This is a genomic window from Nostoc sp. (assembly GCF_036919495.1).
Lineage (GTDB): Bacteria > Cyanobacteriota > Cyanobacteriia > Cyanobacteriales > Nostocaceae > Nostoc.
This window is the reverse complement of the sequence record NZ_JBALBZ010000152.1, coordinates 1-18635: the sequence shown is the minus strand read 5'-3', so window position 1 is coordinate 18635 and position 18635 is coordinate 1. Positions and strand designations below refer to the sequence as shown.

At 40.8% G+C, this 18635-nt stretch carries 17 protein-coding genes; 10 read left to right on the top strand and 7 right to left on the bottom strand.

Annotated features, from left to right (window positions below; translation table 11 throughout):
• The 4 genes from V7K25_RS21860 to V7K25_RS21845 all read right to left on the bottom strand — a co-directional run.
• On the bottom strand, positions 1 to 632 hold a 632-nt coding region (locus V7K25_RS21860), incomplete at its 3' end, for a GlgB N-terminal domain-containing protein (RefSeq protein WP_442948106.1).
• 187 nt (positions 633 to 819) lie between these two features.
• On the bottom strand, positions 820 to 1152 hold the full coding sequence (locus V7K25_RS21855) for a hypothetical protein (protein WP_335160553.1): 333 nt from the start codon (positions 1150 to 1152) through the stop codon (positions 820 to 822).
• A gap of 882 nt (positions 1153 to 2034) precedes the next feature.
• A complete protein-coding gene (locus V7K25_RS21850) occupies positions 2035 to 2262 on the bottom strand; it encodes a hypothetical protein (RefSeq protein WP_335160550.1) in 228 nt (75 codons plus the stop codon).
• Positions 2263 to 2351: 89 nt separating this feature from the next.
• The gene (locus tag V7K25_RS21845) at positions 2352 to 2618 is read right to left on the bottom strand and encodes a hypothetical protein (protein ID WP_335160549.1); all 267 of its coding nucleotides are present in this window, start codon (positions 2616 to 2618) and stop codon (positions 2352 to 2354) included.
• Between the two features lie 141 nt (positions 2619 to 2759).
• Between V7K25_RS21845 and V7K25_RS21840 the strand changes: the two genes are divergently transcribed.
• From V7K25_RS21840 to V7K25_RS21825, 4 genes are all read left to right on the top strand, one after another.
• Positions 2760 to 3458, top strand: coding sequence for a hypothetical protein (locus V7K25_RS21840; protein ID WP_335160548.1), 699 nt, complete (start codon positions 2760 to 2762; stop codon positions 3456 to 3458).
• Positions 3459 to 3614: 156 nt separating this feature from the next.
• Positions 3615 to 5447 (top strand): peptidoglycan D,D-transpeptidase FtsI family protein, encoded by a 1833-nt coding sequence (locus tag V7K25_RS21835; RefSeq protein WP_335160552.1) that lies wholly within the window; start codon positions 3615 to 3617, stop codon positions 5445 to 5447.
• A gap of 362 nt (positions 5448 to 5809) precedes the next feature.
• Positions 5810 to 6916 (top strand): iron-containing redox enzyme family protein, encoded by a 1107-nt coding sequence (locus tag V7K25_RS21830; protein WP_335160547.1) that lies wholly within the window; start codon positions 5810 to 5812, stop codon positions 6914 to 6916.
• Positions 6917 to 7139: 223 nt separating this feature from the next.
• On the top strand, positions 7140 to 7835 hold the full coding sequence (locus tag V7K25_RS21825) for an SAM-dependent methyltransferase (RefSeq protein WP_335160546.1): 696 nt from the start codon (positions 7140 to 7142) through the stop codon (positions 7833 to 7835).
• A gap of 104 nt (positions 7836 to 7939) precedes the next feature.
• Here V7K25_RS21825 and V7K25_RS21820 read toward each other — a convergent pair whose 3' ends face one another.
• Positions 7940 to 9055: a hypothetical protein gene (locus V7K25_RS21820; protein ID WP_335160545.1), complete on the bottom strand. Its 1116-nt coding sequence runs from the start codon at positions 9053 to 9055 to the stop codon at positions 7940 to 7942.
• 313 nt (positions 9056 to 9368) lie between these two features.
• Here V7K25_RS21820 and purD point away from each other — a divergent pair, with 313 nt between their 5' ends.
• The 4 genes from purD to V7K25_RS21800 all read left to right on the top strand — a co-directional run bounded on the left by purD (position 9369) and on the right by V7K25_RS21800 (position 13676).
• On the top strand, positions 9369 to 10646 hold the full coding sequence (gene purD / locus V7K25_RS21815) for a phosphoribosylamine--glycine ligase (protein WP_335160544.1): 1278 nt from the start codon (positions 9369 to 9371) through the stop codon (positions 10644 to 10646).
• 136 nt (positions 10647 to 10782) lie between these two features.
• Positions 10783 to 12729 (top strand): two-component system sensor histidine kinase NblS, encoded by a 1947-nt coding sequence (nblS, locus tag V7K25_RS21810; RefSeq protein ID WP_335160543.1) that lies wholly within the window; start codon positions 10783 to 10785, stop codon positions 12727 to 12729.
• A 331-nt stretch (positions 12730 to 13060) separates the two neighbouring features.
• On the top strand, positions 13061 to 13306 hold the full coding sequence (locus tag V7K25_RS21805) for a type II toxin-antitoxin system RelN family antitoxin (RefSeq protein ID WP_190727335.1): 246 nt from the start codon (positions 13061 to 13063) through the stop codon (positions 13304 to 13306).
• A complete protein-coding gene (locus V7K25_RS21800) occupies positions 13296 to 13676 on the top strand; it encodes a type II toxin-antitoxin system RelE family toxin (RefSeq protein WP_335160542.1) in 381 nt (126 codons plus the stop codon). The genes V7K25_RS21805 and V7K25_RS21800 overlap by 11 nt, the downstream gene beginning before the upstream one ends.
• Positions 13677 to 13938: 262 nt before the next feature.
• Here V7K25_RS21800 and V7K25_RS21795 read toward each other — a convergent pair whose 3' ends face one another.
• On the bottom strand, positions 13939 to 14310 hold the full coding sequence (locus V7K25_RS21795; protein ID WP_335160541.1) for a zinc ribbon domain-containing protein: 372 nt from the start codon (positions 14308 to 14310) through the stop codon (positions 13939 to 13941).
• A 260-nt stretch (positions 14311 to 14570) separates the two neighbouring features.
• Between V7K25_RS21795 and V7K25_RS21790 the strand changes: the two genes are divergently transcribed.
• Positions 14571 to 15953, top strand: a complete 1383-nt coding sequence (locus tag V7K25_RS21790) for an AAA family ATPase (protein ID WP_335160540.1) — start codon at positions 14571 to 14573, stop codon at positions 15951 to 15953.
• A complete protein-coding gene (locus V7K25_RS21785) occupies positions 15953 to 16690 on the top strand; it encodes a ParB N-terminal domain-containing protein (protein WP_335160539.1) in 738 nt (245 codons plus the stop codon). Before V7K25_RS21790 ends, V7K25_RS21785 begins: the two co-directional genes overlap by 1 nt.
• A gap of 234 nt (positions 16691 to 16924) precedes the next feature.
• Here V7K25_RS21785 and V7K25_RS21780 read toward each other — a convergent pair whose 3' ends face one another.
• Positions 16925 to 17872: a glycosyltransferase family 2 protein gene (locus tag V7K25_RS21780; protein ID WP_335160538.1), complete on the bottom strand. Its 948-nt coding sequence runs from the start codon at positions 17870 to 17872 to the stop codon at positions 16925 to 16927.
• Positions 17873 to 18635 lie beyond the last annotated feature (763 nt).

Sequence of the window (18635 nt, the reverse complement as noted above, 5' to 3'; positions counted from 1 at the left end):
AAACCGTAGGGATCAGATTTTTCGTAAATGTGTCCTTCAAAATTTTTGATTTCATATTTGTAATGCTCTCCCACACCGATTTCAGGAATAAATAATTCCCAAATTCCAGTGCGACCTTTACGCATCTGGTGTTTACGCCCATCCCAGAGGTTGAAGTCTCCCAACAATGAAACGTTGCGAGCATTGGGTGCCCAAACTGCAAAATAAACGCCTTTAACGCCGCCTATTACCGTGGGGTGCGCTCCCAGTTTTTCGTATATCCGGTGATGGTTGCCTTCACTAAACAAATGCAAGTCAAAGTCTGTCAAGTTGGGAGAACGGAAAGCGTAAGGGTCATAAGTGACACGCTCATGTTCCCCTTCTTTAATCCGTAACTGGTAGTTTGCCAGTTCTGGAGTATCAATCGTGCATTCAAAAAAGTGGGGATGATGCACTGTTTGCATTGGGTATTCCTTGCGTTGTTCAGGAAGAACCACCCATGCTGCACTTGCATTTGGTAGGTAGGCCCGCACAGCCCAGACAGTTTTGCCGTCTTGTTCTACGGGATGAGAACCTAATATTTCAAAGGGATCGTTATGCTGATTCCAAACGATGCTGTTAACCTGTTCAGGGGCGATCGTGGTCATGGACATGAAGCTACCTAAGTGATAATAACGTGATTGACTAAATCTACTTTTTTAATATCTATATATATTCTTTACATTTATTTGCAATTTTGTCGCCACCGTTATCGTACATCAGAATGGGGAATGGGGAATGGGGCATGGGGCATTGCACAGAGGATGAATGACAAATGACTAATGACTAATGACGAATGTATCAAAAATTTAAAAATGGGAAAAACTGAAGTAAGGTTTTACGTATACGAAGCAAGAAAATCTGTTCTCGAATTTTGGGGTCTAGTTTTGGGGGCGGGGCAAGTTGGAGCTGCGCTTGTAATTGAATATATTCGGCAGCTGTTAGGGATTTTCCATCAATAGGCGATCGCGCCTCTATGATAATTTTAGTGCGTAATATTTCTTCTGGTGTATCCTCTGGTGGTGGTAATGCTATGACTGCTGAACGCCAAGAGCTACTCAACACAAAAAAGGTTCCACTAATCACAATTAAGCTCAATAATTTTATTGTCTTTATCGCTTTAACTCTCCCCATCTCCTGAACTGCGTTCACAACGCAGGATAAAAATCTGTTTTTTCCATTCTCCATTCCCAAAGTTAAAAACTTTCCCAATAAAAATCTGGCAATATCAAGGGACATCACCAGGTCTCTTCTGATATGGAATAGACTACAGGGAATGCCCAAGAGCAATTGCCAGCGATCGCAATGAATTGTTTTGCCCTCTGAAAAGTCAGGAGTCTAAGCTATTGCAAACACCAAAGCAGGGAAATACTTTGCCCACAAAATGGCTTAGATTTACAAAATTCAACTCCCTTCGCCTTGAAATAAGGTTCGAGTCACAGAAGAGGAAGGCAACAAGGGTCACAAAGTTTGGTGGAGAACCTGATAAATAAATTTAGGGTTGCTAAAACAATGACGAAATTATTTCTTGTGGCACTTTCCGCGACGCTTAATAGCCTTAGCGCAGTGCCTCGTAGAGAAGCGTTAGCGAGTCAGACGCTCCTACGTCGCTAACGCTGCCCTATCGAAATAAATATTTAACATTGAGCATAAATAAATTTAGCCGCTTGAAACCCTCTATTGGCATACTGGGCAATTCCAGTATCTTTCTCCCCTGCCCCCTGTCCCCTGCTCACCTGCTCACCTGCTCACCTGCTCACCTGCTCACCTGCTTTTATGTTCAGGCAAGGATTATCAAGCGGACAGATGGTTGCGGACACATGGTTAAAGAGGTAATCCTCATCACCAGTGTCCTTTACTTACTGCCCTACTTAGCATTCAAGTAAATTCTAGGCTCTAATACACCAACAGAAAAATGCAGGTTTTTACTTGAATCTAATTAATTCAAGCTATGTGGTGACGAGCCTTGTCACTAAGCTATTTTGGGCATCATTTAAACTAAAGCTGATTGATGCCCTATTTAGGAGTAGCAGTGGCAGTAGGAGTGGGAGTAGCAGCAGGAGTAGTTGCGGGAGTAGCAGCAGGTGCATCAGTTGGTTCACCAGCAGCTGGGGTACTAGTAGTACCTCCACCACCAGCGCCACCAGCGCCACTACCAGCATCACCACCGCCACCGCCTTCACAAGCTCCGAGAATTGTAGCCAGACTTAAGATTACAGCCAAACCAAAGATTCTTGTTTTCATAACTCCTCTTTCACCAATTGTGGCTAGAACAATTTTTCGCCTGTTGAATACGATACCGTATTTATTGCTTTTTTTTAAATGCTACGAGATTACATATTAAAAAAACAATCCTTTGGGGTATTCTTTTTTTGATTAGGTATCATAACAGCCATCTGATTAGTTTCTCTTAACTCAGGAGCAAAACGGAAATTACCAAATTTTCTAGCAAACCGAGCTATCATAGCAAAAAATTTATTTTTTCCCGGAGTATTGCACCTTGCTGCTCTGCGTTGCCATACTTTAGGTGCGATATCTAAAGGGCAAGCTGTCCAATTGCTAATCGCTGATTGCAAAATTGCAATATCTAGAGGATGCAATTGGTATAGCTATCTATCAGAACAGTTAAAAGGGTGTAGTCTGTTATGTGTGCTTGTTGCACAGAAGGCGATTTTAACTAAGCAAAAAGAGACAATTAAGACAATCAATCTAAAGTACAGTATTTCTCATCTAAAAAATTTATGGTAGTTGCTCGTAAATCTGCTGTTTCTACAAGGGGTACTTGGTTCGGGCGAGATTCTATCCTTTCTTTAGGGAGGCGACGTTCTGCACGTATACAATCAGCATCACAAAGCGCTTCTACACCTGCTCCCCAAGAAGCTGTAGTATCCTCTCAAAGACGTCAGCGTTCTCCGAAAAAGCTAGCGGTTTCTCCCACAAATGGAGCCGTTATGCCCAAATTGGGGAAACAGTTGGGTAGACAACAAGTACTAAATCTCAACGAGCAGTCGAGTGCAAACCAAAAAACTCCAGGGGTAGGTTTTCTTCGCCTTCCCATAATGCCTAATTCTGGAGCGGCACCTTTGTGGTTGCTGCGCTTGTACACCTTTCAGCGTTATTCGACAGTTTTGGCGTTCTTGTTAGTAGCATCGACACTTGCTGTTTATGGCTGGACGGTATATTCTCAAGAGCTTTGGAGTAAGTCATATCGCAGACTGCAAAACCTCCAACGTCATGAGCGGCTATTAACGACAACCAACGCGACGCTGACAAATAAAATTGCCCAGGAAGCAGAACAACCAACAGCAGGGCTGGTATCGCCGACTCCTCAAGGGATGATTTTCTTATCTCCAGCATCTCGTAGTCCTAAGCCAGCATCGTCTAACACAACGCCAAATCCCCAAACGCAACAGCAAACACTTTCGCCACTGGGGTATTAAGGTTAACAGTCATTGGTTATTGGTCATTAGTTTCAGACAAACAAATAGGTCTGAGTGTCGGTTTTAGGTGATAGTGCCAACTTCAAAGAGGAACTGAACTTTAAAGACGAAGAACAAAGGACAAATGACTAATGACTAATGACAAAGGACAACCAAATGCAAAAATCACCAAGCAGAACAAACAGAAAGTTTCGAAATCCAGCATTTAAAAGGCGACAGAAGGGTTCTAAAGGAGGATTGTTAGGGACACTTGCCTCTAATATCCAAAATCAAACATCTAACACCAAGTCCCGACTGTTTATAGTATGGGGCGTATTAATGGCAGCAGGGTTGGGGTTGGGTCTTAAATTGTATAATTTACAAATTGTCAAGGGGCCAAAATTAACAGAGCAGGCGCGAAACCAGCAAATGGTGAATTTGCGACCTTTTATGCCCCGTCGCCCGGTGGTAGATCGCAATAGTAATCTGTTGGCGATTGACCGTCCTGTATATACTTTGTACGCTCATCCCAAGCTGTTTAATAAGTCTAATGAAGATATGGCAGGGCGGCTAGCGCCAATATTGGCAAAAGATACTGCTGAATTGATCAAAACTTTTCAAAGCAAAAGAAGCGGAATTATACTTGCCCCAGCCCTCCCCGAAGAAACTATCGATCGCATCATCTCTTTGCGCTTAGATGGCTTGGAGTGGGCCCAAAAATACTCCCGATATTATCCGCCAGACGATTTGGTTTCTGATGTGGTGGGCTACGTAAATCTTGACCGCCGTGGTCAAGCAGGTGTGGAATACTCTCAAGAGAAGTTGCTAGAACGTCCTGTGCAAACGGTGCGCCTCAGTCGGTCGGGTAATGGGGCCTTGATGCCGGATCATGCCCCTGAAGGTTTTTTGCATTTTGATGATTTGCGACTGCAACTCACTATTGATAGCCGTCTGCAACGAATTGCCCGCGTTGCACTCAAACAACAAATGGATAAGTTTGAAGCTAAACGTGGGGCGGTAATTGTCATGGATGCCTTGGATGGTTCCTTACTCGCCCTTGTTTCTCAGCCTACTTATAACCCTAATGAATATGCTAAAGCTAATATTTCGCTATTTAAAAACTGGACGGTGGCGGATCTTTATGAACCAGGATCGACTTTTAAACCTTTGAATGTAGCGATCGCTCTGGAAAATGGCGTCATCAAACCAGATGATATGTTTAATGACTCCGGTTCTATTCGAGTAGCTGATTACACCATCAAAAATGCAATGAATAATGCTAATGGGCGAATCAGCATCGCTCAGATTTTGCAATATTCCAGCAACATTGGCATGGTGCAAATTATCCAACGCTTAAAGCCTTCAATCTACTACAACTGGCTAGAACGCTTAGGGCTAGGACAAAAAGTTGATACAGATTTACCTTTTGAAGTTGGTGGCCGGCTCAAAAGTCAAGAAGAATTTATCGCTTCGCCAATTGAACCAGCTACTACTTCCTTTGGGCAAGGCTTTTCCATGACACCCATACAGCTGGTGCAAATGCATGGTGCTTTAGCCAATGGCGGTAAATTAGTCACACCCCATGTAGTTCGGGGGCTGATTGATAGCAAAGGGCAAATGCATGATTCACCTACTCACACCGTCCCCCGCCAAATTTTCTCAGCCGCAACAACCCAAAAGGTTGTGGAAATGATGGAAACTGTTGTTAATGAAGGTAGCGGAAAGGCGGCACAAATTCCGGGATATCGCATTGCTGGTAAAACTGGTACAGCCCAAAAAGCTAGTCCTAATGGTGGTTACATTAAGGGTGCTAGAATGACTAGCTTCGTGGCTATTTTGCCAGTGGAATCTCCTCGGTATGTTGTGTTCGCACTAGTGGATGAACCAAAAGGAGAAAGTGCTTATGGTTCTACTGTCGCCGCCCCAATTGTGAAGTCGGTAATCGAAGCACTCATTCCTCTTGAGGAGATTCCGCCAAGTAAGGCGATCGAGCAGAAGGAAGTACCGTAGGGGGCAGGGGAGGCAGGGGAGGCAGGGGGCAGGGGGAGCAGGGGAGGCAAGGGAGGTAGGGGGAGATGAGGGAGTGAGGGAGTGAGGGACAAGAATTAATAACCATTTCCAATGCCCAATGCCCAATTCCCAATCCCTAATCCCTAATCCCCTTTGTTCCCCTAGACTTAATTTTTCTTTATAACCAGGGAAAGAGGTAGAGAAAGCTACTCGTGTGGGAACTTAAGTATTAGAGGTGAAAATACAGCAAACTTTAAGGAAGGTGAGGTACACAAGCTCGCGTCTGTTACCCAGATATAAAGCGTGTTTTACTCCTGAATTCTGCTGTAATTTCTCACATTTCCAATGCTACCGAAGATTCCATGCAAAGCAATTTAGTTATATTTCCTAACGCTGGGGCTGCAAAAAAGAATACGCAAACAGAAGAAGGAACAATTACCAACTACGACCGTGCTGAGGAACAATTTATAGAACTGCTAGCAATGGAGGATTTGGATCATAAATTAGATGTAAAACCTGCAATAGCTAGTGAGTTTGAACAGGCACTTTCAAGGGCAATTCGCGCTGCCTATAAAAACGATCGCTCTGATGAACAGGCTCACCGTTTTCTGCAACGGATACTTTATCGAATTAATCGGCTAAAGCTGTTTTGGTATGATGATTTGCGGCACTATACCAATGAGCGATCGCTTTACTTGTCTTCATGTCGTGAGCTAATTGAAGCTGCTTGGCAACACTGGGAACAGGCACAATTCGATGTGCCTGCTCTGCAACAATTAGATGTGAAACAAGCTCTAATTGAGCGCACATCTGCCGATTTAGATCCGATTTTGTCGGAGAGTAGCCGCTACATTCGTGAGGAAATGACTGAATCCGGCTATCGTCACCTGTTAGCGATCGGTTCTTTTGATGGCTTGGTTGAAGCCAGTCATCTTTCCCGCATTTTGGGTGGTGTTGCTAATGAAGTGCAGTGTACCCTAATGCGAGTACTAATAGAAGAATACGGCAATGGTCGTTTATCTCGCAAGCATTCTACATTTTTTGCCCAAATGCTTGCTGAGTTTGGAATGAACACTGAACCAGAGGCGTATTTCGATTTAGTACCTTGGGAAGTTTTAGCTTCTACCAATCATAATTTTCTAATGACTGAGCGCAAACGCTATTTCCTGCGTTACAGCGGCGGTTTGACCTATTTTGAGGTGGCTGGCCCTGCGGTTTACAAAAATTATATGGTGGCGGCACAACGGCTGGGACTCTCAGAAGTCGCGGTGGGTTATTGGGAACTACACATTAGGGAAGATGAACGCCACGGCCGTTGGATGTTAGATGATGTGGCTTTGCCATTAGCAGAACGATATCCCAATGATGCATGGGAATTAGTGCTTGGGTACGATCAGCAGAAACTCATGAGCGATCGCGCGGGTATTGCTGTTGTGCAATTAATCCGTGAAGCAAAACAATCTGTCTGACTCATCTAAGAAATCTAAAAAATTAGAAATTAAAAATGGCAGATTTATTCTGGCGTTTATAATTTCACATTTCTACATCATTACTATTGCTAATCTCCCTACAATCCAATTTCTTTAGCGAGGACTTCTTTACTAAAGAAACGGTTATTTATTACCTGTAAATTAAGGTATAAAATAACCTCCTACTACATTGATTATACCTTACACATTAAAGTGCAGTCAAATGAAAGATATCTTTTTTTGTCCTGAAGAATCTAATTTTTACTCAAACTGTTTAGAAAATTTTGTTTTCAGAAATTGTAAAAGTTACGAATCTATTGTGGAGTTTGGCTCAGGAGATGGCAGCCCTGTAATTAATTCCTTATTAAGAAACAACTTCGATGGCATTATCCAGGGATTTGAATTAAATACTTCTGCATGGAAAGTCGCAAATTCAACCATTGATGAATATAATCTCACTAATAAATATATAATCCATAATTCATCTTTGTTTAATTCTTCTCAACCCGATGCCGAGTATCTTGTAGCCAATCCGCCTTATCTACCGGCTCCAGATAATGATATTTATATGCCACTTTTATTTGGGGGTGTAGATGGAGCCACAGTTACCAACGATCTTTTGTCGTTAGGTTATGAAAATGTGTTGGTTTTAATCTCTAGTTTTTCTAATCCAACAAGTACACTAAACTTAGCTAAAGAAAATGGTTATTGTGTTCAAAATTTCATGGTGTTACCTTTACAGTTCGGCTATTATAGCTCCGATCCCAAGGTAAAGAACCATATAGAAGAACTCCGAAAAAACAACATGGCATTTTATTCTGGCGATTATTATTTTCTAGCTGGCGTTTTATTTAACAAATGCCAGGATTCTGTAGTTGATTTATCTAATCAATTGGCTCAGGTTATGACTAGTTTGTGAAAACAAATACCCTTATGCAATCCCCATCTTAGGAGTACCTTGTTCGCGTAGAGTCTCGTAGAGAAGATGGGGACTTGCGGGATTAGTTAAATCAATCCCTATTTTCAAGTCATCGCTTTGTTTTCCTGAAGTTTTTGTTGTATGACTGCACTACTAGAGTGGCGTTTGCGCTTGAGTGCTGCAAATAAAGTTACAACAGCACCGAACGACAAAATAGGAAAGGCTGAAGTTGCTTCAGGTACAGAGACAGATAAGATTGGCGTCAAGAGGAAGGCGTTTAATTTACCATTAACTGCACCACGACCGGCAATTTGGCCTTTATTATTAATGGCAGATGCTGCTGTCAAGATAAAGCCAGTGTTTGAACCAGGAGCAATCAGGTCATTTAAGTCGTACAGAGTGCTATCACTATAAAGAAAAGCCCGCAAACCATTGCCATCTGCTGCAAAAAAGTCGTTGTTACTGCCAGAAAACCCGACTACTTGACCCAAATTATTGATTCCCACACCAAGACTGAACGAATCTGTAGGACGTAACCTACCGAGGTCTTGGAGTCCCGTGTTGGAACTGTACAGAAAAGCATTACTATCGTCTACTCCAGTAAGTCCCGAACCACCTACCACTTGTCCTGAGTCATTAATATCATTTGCTACACTGTACTCGTCACCTGGCAAAGTTCCCAAGTTAGTAGTTTGGCCGTTTTCGTACAGAAAAGCTGTGTTTGAACTGAGAATGCCTACTACTTGTCCCAAGTTATTTAAACTGTAAGCAACATTACCAGGACTTCCTATACTGCTTGCTTTACCATCACTATATAAAAAAGGCCCAAGTCCTGTGGCTCCTCCTACTATTTGGGTGCGCTCGTTAATGGCATAAGGAATAGCGTTTTGGATAGGGAGGGGTTGGGTGATGCCATTGCTGTATAGGAAAGGGTTATTTACAGTCAAGTTATTATTACCAACCGAATTACCAACTACTTGCCCCAAGTTATTGATACCAGTTACTGCAAGTTGATTATCGCCAGGTAGGGGACTAATTTTTTTAAGTGAACCATTGCTATAAAAAAAAGAACTGGCCAAAGAATTAATAGCTACTTCACCTGAGTCATTGATGCCTGTAGCGTAACTGTAAGCTTGTCCTGTAAGACTGCCTAAGTTGGTAACTGAGTATAGAGATACTGCCAACGCCGACTTGGATGCAGTAAGACTGATTGCGGTCAAGGTTATTGCTGTTATACAGGATTTCCACTGAAGTAAAAGCATGTGACTTTTCGTGATTTTTTATTCCCCTACCAAATTACCACTGAACAGTAGAGCGGGAAACTGCCATATTTGGGTAGTCACTAAATACACAGAGCTTGCTCTAATGAACCTCATTTGATTACGAAAAGCTATAGCTATATTTATTGCTGCCCCTGCTCGTGAGCCTTTTTATTTATGAGGGGGCTTGCATAAGTGTGAAAATTAATGAAAAATTGATCCGCGAGAGCCAAATAGGGCATTCTCGTTTCGCAAGGAACGCACGAGGAAAGCAGTGAAAGTTTTAGTTATAGGTAATGGAGGGCGCGAACATGCTCTGGCATGGAAACTGTTGCAATCTAAGCAAATTGAGCAAGTTGTCTGTGTACCAGGGAATGGAGGCACAGCAAGTATGGAACGTTGCCATAACTTGCCCTTAACAGTAGATAATTTTGAGGGCATGAGCCGATATGCTCTAGAAAATGGGATCACTCTGGTGATAGTTGGGCCAGAAGTGCCTTTGGCAAAGGGAATCACAGATTACCTCCAAGGCAAAGGATTGATGGTATTTGGCCCAGTCAGAGCGGGAGCGCAAATTGAGGCGAGTAAAGCTTGGGCAAAAGCCCTGATGCAAGAAGCAGGAATTCCGACGGCACAAGCTGCGGTATTTACACAGGCAGCAGCAGCAAAATCTTATGTCAAATCTCAGGGAGCGCCAATTGTCGTTAAAGCTGACGGCTTGGCGGCTGGTAAGGGTGTAATGGTAGCTGAAACAGTTGCACAGGCAGAAAGTGCCGTTGATGCGATTTTTCAAGGGCAATTTGGCAGTGCTGGTGAATTTGTTGTCATTGAAGAATGTTTAGTTGGGCAAGAGGTATCAATTTTAGCGTTAACAGATGGGTTAACGATTCGACCCTTGCTGCCAGCTCAAGACCATAAGCGAATTGGTGATGGCGATACGGGAGACAATACTGGTGGTATGGGAGCATACAGCCCAGCACCCATTGCTACGCCAGAGTTGATGGCACGCATTCAAACAGAAGTATTAGAAAGAGCGATCGCAACCTTACAAGCTAAAGGTATTGATTACCGAGGTGTACTGTATGCTGGGTTAATGATTGCACCCGATGGCGACTTCAAGGTTTTGGAATTTAACTGTCGCTTTGGCGATCCAGAAACCCAGGTGATTTTGCCACTCTTAGAAACACCCCTAGAAGAGTTGCTTCTAGCCTGTGTAGAACAGCGATTAGGTGAATTGCCACCCATTGCTTGGAAAAAGGGAGTATCTGCAACTGTAGTTGCAGCTTCAGGTGGTTATCCAGGACAATATGAGAAAGGCCAAGTCATTACTGGCATTAGTGAGGCAGAGGCAACCGGAGCAATTGTATTTCATGCAGGTACAAAATTAAACCAGCAACAAGAAGTCGTGACAGATGGGGGTCGAGTATTAAATGTGACTGGAATCGGAGAAAATTTTCAGCAAGCGATCGCCCAAGCATACGCAGGTATCAAATACATTCAGTTTGAGGGGATATATTACCGGAGAGATATTGGGCATAGAGTTAGGGGTTAGGAGTTAGGGGTTAAGAGTTATTCCTTTCCTAATGCCCCATTCCCAATGCCCAATTCCTTAACATGTTTGTCAAATTAACTGTTAATTTTTTAGTTGTTAGGCTTTATAACAAAGAATATTAACAACTTTATTTAAGATGCTAAGTCTGTTAAAAACAATTCGACATGCGATCGCTACTTGGTGGTCGGAGTTCACACTCCAGACCAAATTATTGGCTGTGGCCACAATGGTAGTTTCATTGGTAATGAGTGGCCTGACCTTCTGGGCTGTGAATACAATCCAGCAGGATGCCCGGATGAATGACACTCGCTTTGGCCGTGACTTGGGGCTGCTGCTGGCTGCCAACGTTGCCTCCCTAGTCGCTGACAATAATCTGACTGAGGTTGCCCAATTTTCTCAACGCTTCTACAGCAGCACCTCTAGTGTGCGTTATATGCTTTACGCCGACGAAAACGGGGAAATCTTTTTTGGCATTCCTTTTTGGGATGCGGAGGTAGAAAACTCCCTCACCATTAAACGGCGGATACAACTGCCAGAAGATTACCCTGGTGATGGGGAAAAGCCGATGGTGCGGCAACATACAACCCCAGATGGAATAGTCACCGATGTATTTATTCCCTTGATTGTCAATAAAAAATACTTAGGTGTATTGGCGATCGGTATTAACCCCAATCAGACTGCTGTCATCTCCACCAATTTTACCCGCGATGTCACCATTGCCGTTTTTATTACCATTTGGGTAATGGTGATTTTGGCAGGAGTGATAAACGCCTTGACCATCACTAAGCCCATTAAAGAACTGCTAGTGGGGGTCAAGCAAATTGCTACCGGGAATTTCAAGCAGCGTATTGATTTACCTTTAGGGGGCGAACTAGGGGAGTTAATTTTAAGCTTTAATGAAATGGGAGAGCGATTAGAGCGCTATGAAGAACAAAATATTGAAGAACTGACCGCAGAAAAAGCCAAACTAGAAACCCTAGTTTCGACGATCGCAGATGGTGCAGTGTTGATTGACAACAACATGCAAGTGATTTTAGTCAACCCCACAGCAAAGCGAATTTTTGGCTGGGAAAACGCTGATGTGGTAGGACACAATGTGTTACATCACTTGCCTCCAGCAGTACAAATGGAAATCACTCGCCCTTTGTACGAAATGGCAGCAGGCGAATGCGAAAGCGCCGAATTCCGAATTTTTATTAACCAACCCACCCCACGAACGATCCGAATTCTCTTGACTACAGTACTCAACGTGCAAAGGGAAAGCATCAAAGGCATTGCGATTACTGTCCAAGATATAACCCGTGAGGTGGAATTAAATGAGGCAAAAAGCCAATTTATCAGCAACGTTTCTCACGAACTGCGAACGCCTCTATTCAACATCAAAACTTATATTGAAACCCTGCACGACTACGGCGAAGATTTAGCTTTACAAGAACGGCAAGAGTTTCTGCAAACAGTCAACCATGAAACCGATCGGCTAACTCGCCTAGTTAACGATGTTTTAGATTTGTCAAAACTCGAATCTGGTCGCAACTACAGCTTCGATGGCGTAGATTTAGCCCAAGCGATCGAGCAAACACTACGTACTTACCAACTGAATGCTAAAGATAAAGGTGTTGAACTCATTCAAGAAGTTGACCCTAATTTGCCGCTAGTAATGGGTAATTATGATTTGTTAGTGCAAGTGTTTGGCAATCTGATTGGTAATGCCCTTAAATTCACAAAATTCGGTGGTAAAGTGGCAATTCGCGCCTACCAACTAGATTTTAAACCCAGTCACACCCAATCTGCTCCAGTGCGGATTGAAATTTCTGATACTGGAATTGGCATCGCCACAGAAGATCAACACTCAATTTTTGAACGCTTCTTTCGCGTAGAAAACCGAGTTCACACTCTAGAAGGCACGGGTTTAGGTTTATCGATTGTCAGAAATATCATCGACAGACATCGTAGTAAAGTCCATCTGGTGAGTGAAGTTGGTATAGGCACCACTTTTTGGTTCGATTTAGCCGCCTTTGAAGAAAAAGCGCCAGCCATATTGATTGAACCTGTTGCTGAAGTATCCAAAATCACCACAGTTTGAAGATAAGAATTTAGGAGTCAGAATTCAGCAGTCAGAATAGTTAAAGAATCAGACAGAGATTTGATAAATGAATATCCCAATCATACTGACAGGACTTATAAATTCTGACTTCTGACTCCTGGGTGCTGAATTCTTACGTTTGAAGATTGGGGAAGCATCCAAAATCATAACAGCCTGAAGATTAGGGATTGGGCATGGTTTGTTATTTTTGACCATTTCCTATAGTGGCGATTTTGGATGAAGCGTTTGAGGGGATTGCCAGATGAATGGGGGATAGCTGCACTAGACTATAAGTAGGTTGAATCAATATTTAACAACACTATCATTATCTATGAAAGCAATTGAAACCACAGCGACAATTAATGAGAGTGGACAACTTACGCTTGATAAATCACTGGGATTCATTAAACCACAGCGTGTTCGTGTTATCGTCTTACTTTCTGAAGATGACGAAACCGATCCTGATGAAACACCTACAGAAGTTGTTATAGAAGGTATTCGCCAAGGTTTACACGAAGCTTTAACTGGGCAAACTCTTCCCCTCTCCGAAATGTGGTCAGGCATCGATGCAGAGTGAACCATCGCCAATCCAGATCGCTCTTACACCTCGTTTCAAAAGGGATCTTCGAGAACTTGCCAAACGCTATCGTTCAATTCGTACTGATCTCCAACCCTTAATTGACCAACTTCAAGCAGGTGAAATCCTCGGTGATAGAATTGTTGGAGTTAAATATCAGGTTTTCAAAGTTCGTCTCAAAAATACCAACATTCAAAAAGGAAAAAGTGGAGGCTATCGAGTCATTTATTATCTGAAAACTGATCGAGGAATTATACTCACTACAATTTATTCCAAATCCGATATTTCAGATGTTAGTAATGAAACAATTGAAGAAGCGATTGTACAATACGAGCAAGAAATTCAAATAGCTGATAATTCAGATGCATAAACCCGGATTTTTTTGATACATCATCAATTGCAATTTAGCTGGGGAGACAATTTAAACCAATTCGCAATTCGCAATGACGCTCCTACGTCGCTAACGCAATTACGTTTTGTAATGGGGATTTAACCCCGACGCAAAACGTGCTGCTTGTAGAGGCAGGGGAATTAAATCCCGAAAGTTTGTTAAATATAAAATCGTAACTATTTAGGTCTGTATTAGACTCAACACAGAAGCATTATATTCCCCACTCCCCAGAAAACACAAATCAAGACCTTAATATAACGAACAACAAACAGACCAATAATAAACCCAAAAGTAACAGCAAAGCCTGATTGCGTTTTACCCAATTTTTTACAGTTAGTGCAAAACTGTTAGTGTGACGCTGCTGTTCTAACTCTAACTTTGTCTCTTCAATATTTTGGTAGAGGGTACAGTCTTTGGCATAGGGACGCTGAGGAAAATTGCAAGTATCATCAGCGTGATAAGTGCAGGTGTCGCACAGATACCCGCCCCCAGTGGCGCGGTGCAATGGAATACCAGGATGACCGTAAGCTTTGAGTGTCGTCCGGCAATAGGGACAACTAATAGCTTGACTATCAACGAGTTGATGGCAGTGGGGACAAGATACAGTAGCCAAAACCTTTAGCGCAAATAGGTAAACACTTTGATTCTATCCATTTACAAAGATAATGGAGAAATACATACCGAGCCTGTTACTTTTGAATATAGCTAGCTCTCAGAAGTGGTTATTTTATCAGCAAAAGTACTAATTTTATGATGATAATTTATGTTTTTCTAAGTGATTTATATCACTTAACATAATTAAGGCTATGCCATAATCTAGCAAATATCAGGTTTTATTCCAAGTCCAATTAATTATTTAGAGGTAGAAAAATATTGCCTTTTAATCCTGAGCTGTGCCGTAACGAAAGCGAAGTTGAAAGCAAACTCATAGTGCAATATTTGCTACCGCAGCTAGGTTATACTCCTGACACCTGGCATCAAGAGGTTGCCGTTGGTAGCATCCGCTTAGATTTCTTAGCATTTGCCGCACAAGTGATTCCCTTTGTCTTAGATGCCAATTCGCCGTTGAGTGTCGTCATGGAGGCAAAGCATCCCAAACAAAACTTAAATCATCATGTCCCCCGACTCAGGCATTATTTAACCAGCTTGAATGTCAGGTATGGATTACTGACTAATGGCAAAGAGATTAGAATTTATCAAAGATTGCAGACTGATATTCAATTAGTATTTCAATGTTCTGACAAGGTAGTTGAGATAAAGTTAGATGAAATTAAAAATTTAATTGGTAGAGAGAGTTTGATAAAAGGACATTTGGTAGATAAAGCAGAAATTAAAGTAACTGAAAATAATTCAAGTTTTGAAACAAAGAAGGAACATTCAATGAACACAATTGCAATCTACCATCATAAGGGTGGCGTAGGCAAAACTACAGTTGCTATCAATTTAGCGGCTGCGTTGAGTAAGAAAGGAAAAAAAGTTCTTCTGATTGATATAGATGCTCAAGCAAATACAACTTTTGCTACAGGATTGATTAAATTCCAATTTGAGGAAGATGATGATTTAAAAGACTGCAATGTTTATCATTTATTAGAAAAAAACGACATTAAGTTTATTCCAGATATTGTTTGCAAATCTAAGTTTTTTAACAATCCAGAAATTGATGTTATCCCTTCACATATCACCTTGATTGCATTGCAGCAAAATCTTGTCCAATCTGCGCCAAGCCGATCTAGACTAGCTAAAAAATTAGAAAAAGTAAAAAATGAATATGATATTGTAATTATCGACACACCTCCATCACTTGATGTGTATGCACAAGCTGCCTTAACTGCTGCTGATTACCTAATAATTCCTTCAGACTTAAAGCCATTTTCCAATCAAGGATTACCTAGTGTTAAAAATTTTATTCAACAAGAAATTAATGAAAATAAAGAAGGTTTAGGAAAGCCACCTATTAATATTATGGGTGTTCTTCCATCCAAAATTTCTACTAATGCTCAGTATCTCAAATACACATTTGCAAAACATAAAAGTGTAATTATTGATCGTTATAATATGCCACTCATGGATAGCATTATCTCAGAAAGAACAGCTTTATCTGCTTGCATTAATAAAACTATATTAGTGGGGAATATGGAAATACCTGATCCGAAATCTATTCTTGATTTTGCTCTGAATGAACCTTCTGCAAATCAAGCCGCCGCTGAGTTTGAATTTCTAGCTATAGAAGTTTTAAGTAAAATGGGGATGCAATAATGATTAAGTTTTTTATGGTAGATGTTGAAAGTGTTAGTTCTAATGTTCCTCGTTCAAACTTTCAAGAGGCTGATTTAGAAATTCTTGCTGATCTGATACTAGAATCTGGAGGGATTTTAAAACCATTAATACTAAAAAAGACTGGCTTTGAACAATACGAGGTAGTTGATGGGCATTTCGAGTACTATTCTGCTGTAAGAGCTAGAGAAAAAAAACCTAGTGAAGGTGACATGGTTAGTGCTTTAATTATATCTTCTGAAAATGAGGATGTAGCATTAAAGCAAATTGCATCTCTCAAAGGAATTGATTCTTCTGGAAAATCAGTAACACCAGAGCTTGAAATAACAAAGTTAGAACCACGTCTGGCAAATCTAGAATTACGTCTTGAGAAGCAATTCAATGAATTCAAGTCAGAAATTTTACAAGAAAGACAGAGAATAGATAGTCAGTTAAAGCAACTTGAAAACCTTATTCCCCAAAAGAGTGAACAGAGTAATCCACTCAGTTTATTGAACTCTTTGGATAAAGATGAGTTATCTATAAAGTTACAACGCGCTAGAATTCCTGGTGCAGAAAAAATTGCAAAGGGCATATTTGATGCTCGACGTAAGAAACCGAAGCAAGAGTTTGAAGATTACCGCGATGTAGTAAAGTCTGTTAAAAGCTTGAGTGATAAAACAATAAAGTTGGGTGATAAAACAATTTTGACTATTATTGATGAGTGGTCAAGAAGTTAGCTAGTAGGTTGGGTTGAACGAAGTGAAACCCAACAATTAACGCTTAATGTTGGGTTTCGTTCCTCAACCCAACCTACATAGCTATTCTTTGAAGTCTCTATAGGTAAGCTGTTTTGCATTTAATTTGTATAATTAGGGCGGGCAAGATGCCCACCCCACAAGAGTTTCATTTAATTTGATTATTCAATTTAGATGTTTTCCAGCTTAAAACTCAGTTGTAAAATATGTCAATGCTTAACCCCGCACTTGCCGCAGTGCATTAAACGCCTTACCTCGCAACCCAACTGGTAACAACGATAAACCTAAACCAGTCCAAGCTTTAGCGGTCGAAAAAGACTGTCCCGCTAAAACTAGCTCTCTGCCTTTTTGCGTTTCACCCTTTTCAATTAAACGCAAACCTAATAATAATTGCGTTTCAGCTAAACGATTTTTCCTGACTTTCTCTAATTTATCAGACTCAAACTTATAACTTTCTAAATACTGGATTTTATCATATAAATAAGGAATGGCTCGATTAATACCTTGCTGTTCTGCATGAGAGCGATATTCCATCAAGAATTCTGGTAAGTAATAACCTTTTTTTCCAGCTAAAGCCAGACGCACAAATAAATCATTATCCTCACAATTTTGCAGATTTGGCTGCATATATCCTAACTCTTGCAATGTTTTACGGCGAAATAATGTCGCACCAACTTGAAAACTTTGCTGAATAAATACAACTTCCAACAAATTATCTACAACACCTGCTATTAAATTCTTTCTACCCCAGCGACGAGAATTTTCTTGAGTTTTTATCTCATCCCGCACATTATCAATATCAATTATCCAATGGTCTGTACCAACAAAATCAATACTAGAGTCTTGAGTAAGAATAGCTGCGGTACTTCCGAGAAAATCAGGTGTTAGCCGATCATCGTCATCAAATTTAATAAAATATTCACCACTGGCTGCATCAAAACCAGAGCGCATATTATTACTTTTACCAATATTTTGCAGATGACGGATATATTTAATCCGGTGATCTGTATATTGTGACATTAATTCGGGTGTGCGATCGCTAGAACCGTCATCACAAACAATTAGTTCAAAATCTTGCTCAGACTGATTGAGTACACTGTCAATGGCATAAGGAAGGAGATGAACACGATTAAAAGTAGGAATACAAACAGTAATTTTAGGCATATTATATACTAATTTACAAAATAAAATTTTATATCAATTGCTAAATCCACCGCTAATAAAGCTATCTTTAGCTATATATCTATTTGAATTTTATTCATTGTTTGCTTGAACAATTTATTAGTTTTTGCAACAATTATACTCAGGGTTTTAACTGAGAGCAAGCAGAAGGCGATTTTGGTTATAGCAATCTTATCTAATTTGTGAAAAGTAATTTTTTATTTATAACGTAGACGCAAATTGCTAAAACTATTGCTGTGCTATCGGTTCTCCCAAAAATTCACTGTGCCCTTGGGTATTCGATTAAAACACTCAGCCGACAGTTAATCAATGATAAATACTATGCTTCTGTGTAGTAACTTTAGAGACTTGCTGAACAAATGGCGAGTCTCTTGAGAAACTGATAGAAGTTTCTACATACCCCTCTTCTGTAACTTTTCGGGTAGCTAAAGAAAGAGTACTACATATCGTCTAGAATACCCTAACTGTCCTAGAGTATTATAACTACGAGCTATTTTACTGAGGAGAGGAAAAGGGCAAAGGGTTGATGAGTCAAGGAAGTGCGATCGCAAGCCTCATACCTTACAGTAATAGTTTAAAACCTTTATATATTAAGCTTTTTATAAGTTGTACAACTTTTTTATTTGTTAATTTTAGTAATTTTAGATAAATTTGGTTCTTCCGCTACTTTTATGGCGAGAATCAAAATTAATTAGATTTTAACAACTAAAATTTAATATAAAAAATGGTTAAAATTTAGATATTG

What these genes read in the sequence shown, in the direction of transcription:
- V7K25_RS21805 (WP_190727335.1), top strand. Translation starts at nt 13,061, where the DNA reads ATGAAAGCAATTGAAACCACAGCGACAATTAATGAGAGTGGACAACTT.
- nblS (WP_335160543.1), top strand. Translation starts at nt 10,783, where the DNA reads ATGCTAAGTCTGTTAAAAACAATTCGACATGCGATCGCTACTTGGTGG.
- V7K25_RS21835 (WP_335160552.1), top strand. Translation starts at nt 3,615, where the DNA reads ATGCAAAAATCACCAAGCAGAACAAACAGAAAGTTTCGAAATCCAGCA.
- V7K25_RS21855 (WP_335160553.1), bottom strand. Translation starts at nt 1,152, where the DNA reads ATGGGGAGAGTTAAAGCGATAAAGACAATAAAATTATTGAGCTTAATT.
- V7K25_RS21850 (WP_335160550.1), bottom strand. Translation starts at nt 2,262, where the DNA reads ATGAAAACAAGAATCTTTGGTTTGGCTGTAATCTTAAGTCTGGCTACA.
- V7K25_RS21840 (WP_335160548.1), top strand. Translation starts at nt 2,760, where the DNA reads ATGGTAGTTGCTCGTAAATCTGCTGTTTCTACAAGGGGTACTTGGTTC.
- V7K25_RS21825 (WP_335160546.1), top strand. Translation starts at nt 7,140, where the DNA reads ATGAAAGATATCTTTTTTTGTCCTGAAGAATCTAATTTTTACTCAAAC.
- V7K25_RS21785 (WP_335160539.1), top strand. Translation starts at nt 15,953, where the DNA reads ATGATTAAGTTTTTTATGGTAGATGTTGAAAGTGTTAGTTCTAATGTT.
- V7K25_RS21780 (WP_335160538.1), bottom strand. Translation starts at nt 17,872, where the DNA reads ATGCCTAAAATTACTGTTTGTATTCCTACTTTTAATCGTGTTCATCTC.
- V7K25_RS21830 (WP_335160547.1), top strand. Translation starts at nt 5,810, where the DNA reads ATGCAAAGCAATTTAGTTATATTTCCTAACGCTGGGGCTGCAAAAAAG.
- V7K25_RS21800 (WP_335160542.1), top strand. Translation starts at nt 13,296, where the DNA reads ATGCAGAGTGAACCATCGCCAATCCAGATCGCTCTTACACCTCGTTTC.